A 12,631-nucleotide genomic window follows, 5' to 3' on the forward strand; every position below is an offset into this window, starting at 1 on the left:
ACTACGTCATAATGTGCCTTATATGCTTATCTGTAACATCTAAAAACTAAAGAGGTAGTAAATGGCCAAGACAAATTTCCAATACGAAAAACGGCAAAAAGAGCTGGAAAAGAAGAAGAAAGCCGAGGAAAAAGCCAGGCGCAAGCTGGAAGCGAAGAACAATCCGAAGCCGGCCGAAGGTGAAGAGGGTGCCGAGGGTGAAGAGCCCGAAGCGGACGATGCGGACGACGCTACCGACGCGCCTGCCCAGCCCCAGTAATTCCCCATGCTTGACGACCGGTGCGGCACCATCGCCGCGCCGGTATCTCCTCGTTCTACTTTCTCCCCGCTACAAGCTCGGCCGCTGGCCGATCGCCAGTTGCAGCTGCGTGCTGGCGATGGCCGCATCGGCGCGCGCCTGCACATAGCCCTGGTAGGCCTCATCGGCCGAACGCTGCGCCGCCAGCCATTCCAGCAGCGACGCATTGCCTTTGACGTAAGACAGGCGCATGCCATCGACCACCTTTTGCGCATCGACCAGCACGCCGTCGCGGTAGCGCGCCAGCCTGTCCTGCGCCGAACGCAATTGCCGCTGCGCCGTGCGCACCTGCGTTTCCACCGTCAGTTCGGCCTGGCGCAAGGCCAGCATCGCCTGCGTGACACTTGCTTCCGCCTGCACGATATCGCCCGTGTCGCGCCGCGACAGGGGGATGGGAATGGCCAGCGAGATGGACAGGGCGCGCGAGCGGGCCGCGCCTTCGACGGGATTGCCGCTGCCATCGATGCCGTCATGGTAGCCGCGCGCGGCGGCAAGGCCCACGGTGACGGTCGGGTCGACGGCGCGGTTGGCGCGCACGAGGGCCGCGCCATCGCGCAGATTGTCGACGGTGGCGCGGGCGATGCGCACGTCGCTGCGGGCCTCGAGCGCCTGCGGCAGTAGCACCTTTGCATCCTTGTCGGCATGCGCGGTGAAGTCGCACGCCAGCTGCGCGTCCGGAAACAGCGCATCGAGCTGGCGCCCCAAGGGCGGCGACAAATTCAACATGGCGCTGTCCGCCTCGCTGCGCGCCTGCGTCAGTTCGGCCTGGAACTGGTCGCGTTCCACGCGCGACTGCAGCAGCTCGATGCCGCCCACGTCGCCTGCCTTGCGCCGCACCACGTTCGCTTCCACCACTGTCGACAGGGCCGCCATGGTGTGCTCCTTGCGCGTCACGACGTCGCGCGTGCGGCACGCTTCCGTGTAGGCCGCCGCCGCCGTGGCGTACAGTTCGCTTTTGAAGCCGGCCACCGTTTCCTCGGCCAGCGTGACGTTGCTGTGCGCCGCCTTGATGCGCGCGGCGCGCTTGCCGCCCGTCTCGATGGCCATGCTGATGGCCGGGTTCCACGTGATGGGACGGTGCTCGACGCTGCGCACGGTCTCGCGCGTGGCGCCCAGCGTGAACTCGGGGTCGGGGCGCAAGCCGGCGATGCCGATGCCGGCCCTGGCCGAGCCGATGCTCTCGTTCTGCGCTTGCAGCTCCAGGCTGTGCGTTTCCACGGCGGATAGATAGCTGTCAAAGCTCAAGGGCGTGGCAAAGGCGCCGGGCGCGATCAGCCAGGCCGCCAGCAGTACATTAAAACGTGTCATGGGTCTCTCCTTCGGTATGCGTCTGGCGTTTTTGCAGGTGCGCCTCGATCAGGTAATACAGGGCCGGCAACAGCAGCAGGGTGAGGGCGGTGGCCGTCACCAGGCCGCCCACGACGACGGTGGCCAGCGGGCGCTGCACATCGCTGCCCAGGCCCGTCGCCAGCATGGCCGGCGTCAGGCCCAGGGCGGCCACGGTGGCCGTCATCAGCACGGGGCGCATGCGGTCGCGCGCGCCTTCGAGCACGGCGTCGCGCAAGCTCTTGCCCTCCTCACTGCGCAAGCGGTTGATCTGCGCCAGCATCAGCACGGCATTCAGGACGGCCACGCCGAACAGGGCGATGAAGCCGACGGCGCTCGACACATTCAAGGTCATGCCGCGCAGGTGCAGCGCGGCCAGGCCGCCCAGCATGGCCAGCGGCACGGCCAGCAAGACCAGCGCGGGCTGGCGCAGGTTGCGGAACTGGCCAAACAGCAGCAGGAACATGGCGCCCAGGGTCATCGGCAGGATTAGCGCCAAACGGCTTTGCGCGCGCTGCAGGTTTTCGAACTGGCCGCCCCATTCGACGCTGATGCGCTGGTGCTCGCCTGCCACGGTTTGCGCCACCAGCGGGCGCGCTTCGGCCAGGAAGCCGGCCAGGTCGCGCCCGCGGGCGTTGAGGCGCACGATGATGTGGCGCCGTCCCATTTCACGCACGATCACGCTTTCGCCCGAGGTGGTGCTGATGGTGGCTACCTGCGCCAGCGGCACCTTCGCACCGTTGGCGGCCGTGAGCTTCAGGCTGGCGATGGCGTCCGGGCTGGAGCGCGTGGCGGGCGGGAAGCGTACGGCGATGTCGTAGCTTTTCTCGCCCACATACACCTGGCCGATGGGCGCGCCGCCGATGCCGGTGGAAATCAGGTCGGCCACGTCGGCCGCGTTGATGCCGTAGCGGGCCGCCTTCGCGCGGTCCAGCTCCACCTTCAGGTTGGGCAAGGGCGGCTCGACGTCCACGGCCACGTCGGAGGCGCCGTGGACGGTTTTCAAAACATTGGCCACCTTGCCGGCGATGGCGCGCACTTCATCGAGATCGTTGCCGAAGATTTTCACCGTCAGGTCGCTGTGCGCGCCCGACAATTTATCCTGCACGCCATCGATCATCGGCTGCATGAAGGCCACGGTGATACCCGGCATGCGTGCGAAGCGTGCATTCATTTTCGCGATCAGCTGCTGCTTGCTCATGCCGGACTTCCAGCTTTTGTACGGATGCAGCCCCACGCTCGCCTCGATGTGCGACGGCGTCCAGTAATCGGTGCCGTCGTCGTTGCGCCCCGTCTGCGTGACGATGGTCGATACTTCCGGGAATTCCAGCGCGGCGCGCCGCAGTTCGCTGGCCATTTCGGACGCCTTGTCCAAGGTGATCCCGGGTGGCATCTGCACCTGCAGCCACAAGGAGCCCTCATCGAGGTACGGTAAAAAGTCGCGTCCGATGCTGCCGCCCAGGATGGCAAGCGCTGCGAGCGATCCTGCGCACACCATCGCCACCCAGCGCTTGCTGCCCACCATGCGCTCGAGGAAGCGGCCATACGCGCCCGCCAGCGTGCCCAGCGCGCGGTTGTGGAAGGTGCGGCGCGGCTTGCGCAAGGCCAGCCAGGCCAGGCCCGGGATCAGCACCAGCGCCACGACCAGCGCGCCCACGAGCGCGGCGCCCACCGCATACGCCATCGGCGAAAACAGCTTGTATTCGATGCGCTGGAAAGCGAACAGGGGCAGATAGGCGGCGATGATGACGGCCATGCCGAACATGATGGGGCGCGCCACTTGCAGGGTCGCGTCGATGGCGTCCTGCAGGGTGAGGGGCCGCTCCTGATCCCGTTCGCGGCGGCGCAGCATGTTTTCCAGCACCACCACGGAACCATCGACGAGGATGCCGAAGTCGATCGCGCCCAAGGACAGCAAATTGGCGGGAATCCTAAAATGGTGCATGAAGATGAAGGCGATCAGCAGGGCCAGCGGAATCGTCAGCGCGACGATGGCGGCCGCGCGGGGGCTGCCCAGGTACAGCAGCAGCACGAGGGCGACGAGCAGCATGCCTTCGCCCAGGGTAAATCCCACCGTGTGCAGGGTGGCGTCGATCAGCGAGCTGCGGTCCAGGTAGGGCACGATCTTGACGTCCTTCGGCAGCACGTTGGCGTTCAAGTCGTCGACGGCCGCATGGATGCCGGCCAGCGCTTCGGACGGATTGAAATCCTTGAGCAGCAGGGTGATGCCTTCGATGGTGTCGGGGTTGTCGTCTTTGCCCAGGATGCCGCGCCGCTCCACGTTGCCGTAAGCGAGCTTGCCCAGGTCTTTCACCAGCACGGGCACGCCATCCTTGCTGCTGACGACGACGTTGCCCATGTCGTCCAGCGTATGCAGCAAGCCCACGCCGCGCACCACGTACGATTGCTGGCCGCGGTCGATCACGCTGCCGCCGCCGCTGATGTTGTTGGCATTGATGGCGTCCTTGACCTGCGCCAGCGAGAAGCCGTAGCTGTCCAGCTTTGCGGGATCGAGTTCCAGCATGAACTGCGTTGTCAGGCCGCCGAAATTGCTGACGTCCGCCACGCCGCGCACCTGCTGCAGGCGCGGGATTACGGTCCAGAACTGCAGCTCGGACAGTTCGCGTAAAGACCGTGTTGTCGACTCCAGCGTGTAGCGGTAGATCTCGCCCGTGGGCGAGGTATAGGGATCGAGCCCCGGCTTGGCGTCGTAGGGCAGGTTCACGCTGGCCAGGCGCTCCTGCAGCCGCTCGCGCGTGAAGTAGCCGTCGCTGCCATCCTCGAACACCACGGTGATCAAGGACAGCGCGAACAGGCTGCGCGTGCGCAGCACGTGCATGCCCGGCGTGCCCAGCAGGGCGCGTTCCAGTGGAATCGTGATCTGCTGCTCGATTTCTTCGGCGCCCAGCCCCGGCACCTGCGTGACGATTTGCGAGGTGACGTCGGCGATGTCGGGATAGGCTTCTATGGGCAGCTGCTTCCAGCAATAAACGCCATAGGCGGCGACGAACAGCAGCACGAGCCAGACGATGCCGCGCCGCTGGCAGCAGGTGGCGATGAAACGGTCAATCATTGAGCAGCACTCCTTCCTTGACGACGATGCGTTCACCCGCGCGCAAGCCCGAGACGATTTCCACTTGCTCGCCATGGCTGGCGCCCACCTGCACCGTGCGCGGTTCGAAGCGCAGCGGGCTGCGTTCCACCATCACGCGCGTCGATGGTCCGCTTTGCAGCACGGCGGCGGCCGGCACGAGCAGGGCGCGGCGGCCGGCGCCGGCAAATCCCGCGTGGGCGAACATGCCCGGCTTGAAGGCGCCGGCGCGGTTGTCGATGGCCACGCGCACCTTCACCGTGCGCGTCTCGGGATCGAGCACGGCGCCGACATAGGCGACCTTGCCCTCGAAAGCCTTGCCGGGCCAGGCGTCGACGGAGATGCTGGCCGTTTGTCCCACGGCCACCTGCGCCAGGTCCCGCTCGGCCACGCTGGCCGACAGCCACACGGTGGACAGGTCTGCCACCGTCATGACGGGTGCGTTGATATCGTTCCAGTAGCCGCCCTGGGCGCCTTCCATGGCAATCACGGTGCCGGCGATGGGCGATCGCAGCACGTAATCGCGTCGGGCGCGGCGTGTGCCGCGCGCGTCGGCGCCGTACTGGGCCAGCTTGTCGGCGCTGGCCCGGGCGTCGCTGCCGGCCTGGTCGTAGGCCGCCTGGGCCGCTTCGTACTCCTTGCGCGCGGCGATTTCCGCGTCGAACAGCGTCTTCTGGCGCTCGAGTTCCTGGCGCGCCTGCAGCAGGATGGACTTGGCCTTGCTGTCGTCCGCGTAGGCGGCGCTCAGTTCCGCCGAATCGAGCGTGAACAGCGGTTCGCCCGCCTTCACGCTGTCGCCCAGTGAACGCTGCAAGCGCGTGATCCGGCCTGCCAGCGGCGGCGTGATTTTTACCAGTTTTTCCGGCATCGCCTCGATGCTGCCGGGCGCCTGCGTCTGCGTGGCGATCTCCTGTTCCTGTACGGGCGCGATCTGCAGGCGCTGGCGCAGCGGCGACATCTTGTCGACGGCGATGCTGCCATCATCCAGGTGCATCGATTGGGCGGGCGGCGTGGCTGCCGCTGTCGGCTTGGCGCAGCCGGCCAGGGCCGAACAGGCGAGAGCGAGGGCGCAGCTGGCGCCCAGGGCGTTGCGGGTGGTCGTGTTCATCCCGTGTTTCCTTGTTATTGATGGTGATGGGGCATGCGTGGATGCCGTGCCCATGCGGGCAAGAGAGGGGCGCAGGTGGCGCAGGCAGCGTCAGTACAGCGCCGGAAAAGCATAGCAATGTGCTCCTGAAGAAGCGCCCAAGAACGCCTGAATCATTCTTCAGGTTCCGTGTGCGCACGCTGCGGCGCGGTAAAATGCCAGCATGGAAAACAAGGCGCGACGCGAAAGGCAGGCATGAGAATCCTCCTGGTGGAAGACGACCGCAAGGCGGCGCGTCTGCTGGCCCGCGGCTTGCAGGAAGAAGGTTTTGTCGTCGATGTGGCGCACAGCGCGGAAGAGGGCGAGGATGAAAGCTACGCCGTCGACTACGATGCGATCGTGCTGGACTGGATGTTGCCGGGCAAGCAGGGCATCGACTTTTGCCGCGACCTGCGCACGCGCGGCATCCAGACGCCCGTGCTGATGCTCACGGCGCGCGACGCCACGGCCGACCGGGTGGCGGGCCTGAATACGGGCGCCGACGATTACCTGACCAAGCCGTTTGAATTCGAGGAACTGCTGGCGCGCATCCGCGCCTTGCTGCGTCGCTCCGACATCAGCCGCCCGCTGGTGCTGGCGCTGGCCGATCTGACGCTCGATCCCGTCAGTCATCAGGCCACGCGGGCCGGCGCGCCTCTGGTGCTGACGCCCAAGGAGTATGCGATTCTGTTGATCCTGCTGCGCCAGGCGGGCGAGGTGGTCAGCCGCGCGCGCCTGGCCGAACAGATCTGGCAGGCGGACCTGATCGGCATCGATAACCTGATCGACGTCCACGTGCGCAATTTGCGGGGAAAAGTGGATGCGCCGGGCTTGCCACCCTTGATCCACACGGTGCGTGGACGCGGTTTCCGCCTGGCGGAAAACAACGGTGGCTAGCTTTCGCAAACGCTTGCTGCTGGTGCACCTGGCCGTCATCCTCGCCATCGTCGCTTGCACGGCGCTGGCCGGCTACTGGGGCCTGTCGCGCGCCGTGCACGGCCAGCTCGATGCGGCCCTGCTGGCGCTGGGCGAGACGGAAATGGCCATGCTGCCGGCCGCGCCGCGCCAGCCCGTGCAGGTGCACGAGGTGGCGCCGGGACTGGCGCCGCCGTCATTGACGCGGCTCGACCGCTTGGTGCAGATCATCGATGGCGAAGGCCGCGTGCTGGCGCGCAGCCGCAACCTGGAGGCGGCGCAGCTGCCGGCGCCGTCCGCCCTGCTGGCGCGCCTGGCGGCCGGCGAGACCGTCTTCGAGACCCTGCCCAAGTTTGGAGAAGAGCCGCTGCGCATGGTGTCGATCCCCGTGCCCTCGTCCGGCGCGGGCCTGGCCGTGCAGGTTGCCGGTTCGCTCGACGACACCAACCACGTGCTGGCCGCGGCCACCGTGCTGTTTGGCGCCATGGCGCTGGCCTTGTTGGCGGCCGTGGGGCTGGCCGGCGAAATGCTCACGCGCCGCGTGCTGGGCGCCATCGATGACGTGGTGGACCAGGCGCATTCGATCGGCGAAGCCAGCCTGCACCAGCGCCTGCCCCATCCCGGCACGCAGGACGAGATCGGCCGCCTGGTCGACACACTGAACGCCATGCTGGACCGCCTGGAACACGGCTACGATGCGCAGCGCCGCTTCACGGCCGACGCCTCGCACGAATTGCGCTCGCCCCTGTCGCGCCTGCGCACGGAAATCGAAATCACCCTGCGCCGCCCGCGCGAAGCGCCCGAGTATGTCGATGCGCTGGCGTCCTGCCTCGATGAAGTGCAACGCCTGACGACCCTGGTGGAAGAACTGTTGATGCTCACACGCCTGGACGTGGGCCAGGAGCGCAATGCCGTGGAAACCATCGCGCTCAATCCCCTCGTGCGGGCGGCCGCGCAGCGCCTGGAAAAGGCGGCGGCGCAGCGCGGCATCCGCATCGTCTTCGATGACAGTGTGGCCGTGCAGGCGCGGGTGGCGGCCGGTCCCGTGGACCTGGTGCTGGCCAACCTGCTCGATAACGCCGTGAAGTTTTCGCCGCCCGACAGCGTCATCGCCGTGCACGTGGCACGCGATGGCGCGCATGCGCGCGTCGGCGTGGCGGACGCGGGGCCGGGCATCGGCGTGGAAGACTTGCCGCATCTGTTCGAGCGCTTTTACCGTGGCGCCCAGGCGCGCGCGGGCGAGGCGCCCGGTTTCGGCCTGGGCCTGGCCCTGTCGCAAGCCATCGTGCACGCGTACGGTGGCAGTATCGAGGCGCAGAACCGCCCGCAAGGCGGCGCGCTGTTCCTCATGCGGCTGCCGGCGTCAGATTGAGGACGCGACACCTTCCCAGCGCACTTGCCGCACTTGCGGCCAGGCGCCGGCGCGGTTGACGAAGCGCACCAGCACGGCGCGCTGCACGGCCTGGCACAGCACCGTGGCGATCAGCTGCACCACTTGCCGCGCTTCGTCCCAGCTGCGCAGCATTTGCGACGGCGCCAGGCCCGCGCCTTTCAGTTCGGCCAGCAGCAGGCGCACGACATGATCGGCTTGCGCCGCAGGGCAGGTGACGGTCAGGCGGTAGGTGGCCACGACGGGACCGCGCCGGGCAAACCAATGTAAGAATTTTTTCATCATCACACTCCTCGTTCGGCGACAAATTCCGCGTTGTTGACCAGCGCCCAGCGCACGGCCGAGACGCTGCCTTCCAGGCTCACCTGGCTGACGATCTGCTCCAGCAATCCCAGGCTGGACAGGGGCGTGAGCAAGTCGGCCCGCACTTCGATGCGTCCCGCGTGCGCGGCATCCTCGCTGTGCAAGGATTGCAGCATCAGGGCCGGCATGCCGCTGATCAAACGCAGCATCAGTTTGCGCACCTGGACTTCCTGCTCCGCCTCGCATACGGCCGTCACGCGGTAGATGCTTTCCGTCTCGATGCCCGCTTCGCTGCCGTGCGCGTTGATGCGCTGCGCCAGGTGGCGTAGCACGAGGTTGGCGATCAGCACGAAGCCCGTGCCGATGGCCGCTTCCAGGGCGAAGCCCAGGCCGCACAGGATGCCGATGGCGGCCGAGCACCACAGGGTGGCGGCCGTGTTCAAGCCGCGCACCGTCATGCCTTCGCGCATGATGACGCCGGCGCCCAGAAAGCCGATGCCCGACACCACCTGCGCGGCGATGCGCATGTGGCCCGAGGCATCGCCTTCAAGTACGGAAACCATCACGAACAGCGAGGCGCCGACGGACACCAGCGCGTTCGTGCGCAGGCCCGCCATGCGCTGGCGCAGCTGGCGTTCGGCGCCGATCATGGCGCCCAGGGTCAATGCCGCGGCAACGCGCAGCGCAAAGTCAAATACCACCATTATTTCTCCCGGCTGGGGAGGAACAGGCGAGTGCATAAGGCGAAGACTATCCGCCCGGATTGGGGCAGCAGACGACAACGGTGGAACGAAGAGGGGGAAGTGGCGGCGAGAGAATACTGCCGCTGGTAAAACCGCACCTTGCCGAGGGCAAGGCGGGCGGAATGCGCGCGTCTTGCCTAAGGCCGATCGCCGATGGTCAATCGACTACTGTCACTGGAACAAGCACCCACGAGTCACTCCATATCATTGATAACGGGGACAGTCTAGCCAGTGGGGCTGCTTTGGGCAACTGAAGCTCTCTTCAGGAAGCCGCCGCGTCGTCCCCGCCAATGCGGGGACGGTGAAGGCGACCGGTGGATCAGTGGGCGTGTGCCTTGGCGTCGTCGGCATCGGCGTGGGCATGCTCGCCGCCGCCAAAGAAGCGCGCGGCGCGCTTGCCCAGGCTATCGAGGTAGGTGTAGGCGACGGGCACCACCACCAGGGTCAGCAAGGTCGAAGTGATCACGCCGCCGATGACGGCGCGGCCCATCGGCGCCTGCGATTCGCCGCCGTCGCCCATGCCGATGGCCATCGGCAGCATGCCGAAGACCATCGCCAGGGTCGTCATCAGGATGGGGCGCAGCCGCACTTGGCCCGCTTCCATCAGCGCCTCGAACTGCCCCAGACCTTCGCGCTGGCGCTGGTTGGTGAAGTCGACCAGCAGAATCGCATTCTTGGTGACGAGGCCCATGAGCATGATGAAGCCGATCACGGAGAAGATGTTCAAGGTGCTGCCCGTAATGAGCAATGCAGCCAGCACGCCGATCAAGGAGAGCGGCAAGGACACCATGATAGCGATCGGCTGCAAAAAGCTGCCGAATTGCGAGGCCAGCACCAGGTAGATGAAGATCACGGCGATCCCCAGCGCCATCATCGCGCCGCCCATGGTTTCGGCCATCTGCTGCGCATTGCCGGCCACGTCGAAGCGCACGCCCGGCGGCAGGTCGATCGATTGCATCGCCTTTTGCACATCGGCGTCGACGTCGCCGGCGGGACGGCCCTGCACGCCCGCATAGATCGCGACGCGGCGCTGCAAGGCCTGGCGTTTGAGCACTTGCGGGCTCGATGACGGCACGAAGTCGACCACCTGGCGCAGCGGAATCATGACGGGCTTGCCGTTCGCGTCAAGCTTGCTCGACGCCAGCGACAGGTCGGCCAGGTCGGCCACCTTTTGCCGGCCCGACTTGGGCAGCTGCACGTTGACGTCGTAGTTCTGTCCGTCGGACGCCAGCCAGTGGCTGACCGTGTCGCCGGCGACAAACGGGCGCAGGGCATTGCCGATCTGCTGCACCGACAATCCCAGGTCGCTGGCCAGTTCGTTATTGATCTTCACGGTGGTCGACGGATTGGCGCCTTCCTGGCTGTATTCCATGTCGGCCAGGCCCTTGATGTTGCGCATCTTGTCCATCAGCGTGTGCGCCACCGCATCGAGCTTGCCTTCGTCCGTGCCGAGGATGGCGATGAAGATGGGACGCTGGCCGACGGACAGGGTGATGCCGGCAATCGGCGCCAGGCGCTCGCGGATCAGTTTTTCCAGTTCCTGCTGCGAGCGGCGCTTGTGCGTCTTGATGTCCGTCAGCTTCAGGTTCACCTCGGCCGCATTGCGTCCATCGGGCGTGCCGATATTGGCCACCAGGCTGTCGATCTCGGGGAATTCCTTCAGGGCCGTTTCGATCTGGCGCACTTTGCTATCCGTATATTCGAGGCTGGAGCCGACGGGCGTCTTGAAGCGCAGGTTGACCCAGCCCTGGTCCGTCTCGGGGAACATCTCGCCGCCGATCATGGGCACGAGCATCAGGCTGCCCGTGAACAGGGCCACGGCCGTGGCCAGTGTCGTCTTGCGCCAGCGCAGGGCCAGGGCCAGCACCTTGCCATACCAGACGTGCAGACGGTCGATGCCCGTCTCGATCCAGGCCATGAAGCGGCCCAGCCACGGCACGTATTTGAAGCGGTCCTTGACGGGGTCGCGCCAGACGGACGACAGCATGGGGTCGAGCGTGAAGCTGACGAACAGCGACACGAGCACGGCGACGGCCACGGTGATGCCGAACTGCAGGAAGAAGCGGCCGATGATGCCGTCCATGAAGGCGACGGGCACGAATACGGCGACGATGGCGAATGTGGTGGCCATCACGGCCAGGCCGATTTCATTGGTGCCGTCGTTGGCCGCCTTGTAGTGGTTCTTGCCCATGCCCAGGTGGCGCACGATGTTTTCGCGCACGACGATGGCGTCATCGATCAACAGGCCGATGCACAGGGACAGCGCCATCAGGGTCAAAAAGTTCAGGGTAAAACCGAAGGCCTTCATGGCGATGAAGCTGGCCAGCACGGAGATCGGCAGGGTCAATCCCGTGATGATGGTCGAGCGCCACGAGTGCAGGAACAGGAAGACGATCACCATGGTCAGCACGGCGCCTTCGATGATGGTGCGCTTGACGTTATTGAGCTGGCTTTGCACGCGTTCCGATTCGTCGTCGAGCACCCGCAGAGTGATATCGGGCGGCAGGGTCTTTTGCAGGTCGGCCGCCACTTTCAGGATGCCGGTGCCCACTTCCACCACGTTGGCATCCTGCACCTTGGTGATTTCCATCGTCACGGCCTGCTGGCCGTTCATGCGCGAGATCGACAGTTCTTCCTGTTCGCCATCGACGACGGTGGCTACCTGGTCCAGGTAGACGGGGCCGACGGCGCGGCGCGCGACGATGATCTTGCCGAATTCGCGCGCATCCTTGATCTTGCCTTCCACGCGCACCAATTGCTCGGCCGCGCCATGGCTGATGGAGCCGGCCGGCAAATTGGTATTCGTGGCCTGGATGGCGCGGATCACTTCATCGACGCCGATGCCCTGGGCATTGAGCTCGATCGGCTTCATGCTGATGAGGATCTGGCGCGCGCGCAAGCCGCGCAGCTTGACTTGCCCCACGCCGGCCACGCCCTGGAAGCGCTTGCTGATGATCTGCTCCGTCATGGTCGACAGCGCGCGCAGGTCATGTCCGGTGGAGGTCAGCACGATGGTGGCGATGGGGCGCTCGTTGTCGCCTTCGGCGCGGGCGATGAAAGGGTCCTTGGCTTCTTTCGGGAAGCGCGGGCGCACCAGGGCCACCTTGTCGCGCAAGTCCTGCATGGCCTTGTCCATGTTCGTCGACAGCTCGAATTCCAGGTAGACGCCGGCGCGTCCTTCCCACGAGTTGGCGCGGATGGTCTTGATGCCGCTGACGGTGTTGACGGCGTCCTCGATGGGGCGCGTGATATCGTTTTCCACGGCTTCGGGCGAGGCGCCCGGGTAGTTCACTTCAATGGCGGCGAACGGGAACTGCACGCTGGGCATGCTCTCCACGCCCAGGCCACGGTAGGAGAAGATGCCCAGTACTACCAGCGCCACCATGACCATGGTGGCGAAGACGGGATTTTGAATACTGACTTTGGTCATCCACATGGC

The 12,631-nt window shown here is 66.0% G+C and carries 9 protein-coding genes; 3 read left to right on the top strand and 6 right to left on the bottom strand.

Going from position 1 to position 12,631, the window contains the following annotated elements; all coding sequences use genetic code 11:
- Positions 1 to 61: 61 nt before the first annotated feature.
- Positions 62 to 259 (top strand): hypothetical protein, encoded by a 198-nt coding sequence (locus JAB6_RS02675; protein ID WP_070301258.1) that lies wholly within the window; start codon positions 62 to 64, stop codon positions 257 to 259.
- A 69-nt stretch (positions 260 to 328) separates the two neighbouring features.
- Here JAB6_RS02675 and JAB6_RS02680 read toward each other — a convergent pair whose 3' ends face one another.
- The 3 genes from JAB6_RS02680 to JAB6_RS02690 are packed head-to-tail and all read right to left on the bottom strand — an operon-like array spanning position 329 to position 5,823.
- On the bottom strand, positions 329 to 1,606 hold the full coding sequence (locus JAB6_RS02680; protein ID WP_070301259.1) for a TolC family protein: 1,278 nt from the start codon (positions 1,604 to 1,606) through the stop codon (positions 329 to 331).
- Positions 1,593 to 4,697 (bottom strand): efflux RND transporter permease subunit, encoded by a 3,105-nt coding sequence (locus tag JAB6_RS02685; protein WP_070301260.1) that lies wholly within the window; start codon positions 4,695 to 4,697, stop codon positions 1,593 to 1,595. Before JAB6_RS02685 ends, JAB6_RS02680 begins: the two co-directional genes overlap by 14 nt.
- Positions 4,690 to 5,823 (bottom strand): efflux RND transporter periplasmic adaptor subunit, encoded by a 1,134-nt coding sequence (locus JAB6_RS02690; RefSeq protein WP_070301261.1) that lies wholly within the window; start codon positions 5,821 to 5,823, stop codon positions 4,690 to 4,692. Before JAB6_RS02690 ends, JAB6_RS02685 begins: the two co-directional genes overlap by 8 nt.
- Positions 5,824 to 6,057: 234 nt before the next feature.
- Between JAB6_RS02690 and JAB6_RS02695 the strand changes: the two genes are divergently transcribed.
- A complete protein-coding gene (locus tag JAB6_RS02695; protein ID WP_070301262.1) occupies positions 6,058 to 6,738 on the top strand; it encodes a response regulator transcription factor in 681 nt (226 codons plus the stop codon).
- Positions 6,731 to 8,128, top strand: coding sequence for a cell wall metabolism sensor histidine kinase WalK (locus tag JAB6_RS02700; RefSeq protein ID WP_070301263.1), 1,398 nt, complete (start codon positions 6,731 to 6,733; stop codon positions 8,126 to 8,128). Before JAB6_RS02695 ends, JAB6_RS02700 begins: the two co-directional genes overlap by 8 nt.
- Here the strand turns inward: JAB6_RS02700 and JAB6_RS02705 are convergent.
- The 3 genes from JAB6_RS02705 to JAB6_RS02715 form a co-directional block, all read right to left on the bottom strand.
- Positions 8,120 to 8,428, bottom strand: coding sequence for a hypothetical protein (locus JAB6_RS02705; protein WP_139143255.1), 309 nt, complete (start codon positions 8,426 to 8,428; stop codon positions 8,120 to 8,122). The two genes, JAB6_RS02700 and JAB6_RS02705, sit on opposite strands and share 9 nt — an antisense overlap.
- A gap of 2 nt (positions 8,429 to 8,430) precedes the next feature.
- The gene (locus JAB6_RS02710; protein ID WP_034779974.1) at positions 8,431 to 9,153 is read right to left on the bottom strand and encodes an MgtC/SapB family protein; all 723 of its coding nucleotides are present in this window, start codon (positions 9,151 to 9,153) and stop codon (positions 8,431 to 8,433) included.
- Positions 9,154 to 9,511: 358 nt separating this feature from the next.
- Positions 9,512 to 12,628 carry an efflux RND transporter permease subunit gene (locus JAB6_RS02715; protein WP_070301265.1) on the bottom strand — a complete coding sequence of 1,039 codons (3,117 nt, stop codon included), beginning with the start codon at positions 12,626 to 12,628 and terminating at the stop codon, positions 9,512 to 9,514.
- Positions 12,629 to 12,631: the final 3 nt, after the last annotated feature.

The organism is Janthinobacterium sp. HH104, from assembly GCF_001758715.1.
GTDB classification, from domain to species: domain Bacteria; phylum Pseudomonadota; class Gammaproteobacteria; order Burkholderiales; family Burkholderiaceae_D; genus Janthinobacterium; species Janthinobacterium aestuarii.

Coding starts and splice junctions, on each gene's coding strand:
- JAB6_RS02675 (WP_070301258.1), top strand. CDS start 62: ATGGCCAAGACAAATTTCCAATACGAAAAACGGCAAAAAGAGCTGGAA.
- JAB6_RS02680 (WP_070301259.1), bottom strand. CDS start 1,606: ATGACACGTTTTAATGTACTGCTGGCGGCCTGGCTGATCGCGCCCGGC.
- JAB6_RS02685 (WP_070301260.1), bottom strand. CDS start 4,697: ATGATTGACCGTTTCATCGCCACCTGCTGCCAGCGGCGCGGCATCGTC.
- JAB6_RS02690 (WP_070301261.1), bottom strand. CDS start 5,823: ATGAACACGACCACCCGCAACGCCCTGGGCGCCAGCTGCGCCCTCGCT.
- JAB6_RS02695 (WP_070301262.1), top strand. CDS start 6,058: ATGAGAATCCTCCTGGTGGAAGACGACCGCAAGGCGGCGCGTCTGCTG.
- JAB6_RS02705 (WP_139143255.1), bottom strand. CDS start 8,428: ATGAAAAAATTCTTACATTGGTTTGCCCGGCGCGGTCCCGTCGTGGCC.
- JAB6_RS02710 (WP_034779974.1), bottom strand. CDS start 9,153: ATGGTGGTATTTGACTTTGCGCTGCGCGTTGCCGCGGCATTGACCCTG.
- JAB6_RS02715 (WP_070301265.1), bottom strand. CDS start 12,628: ATGTGGATGACCAAAGTCAGTATTCAAAATCCCGTCTTCGCCACCATG.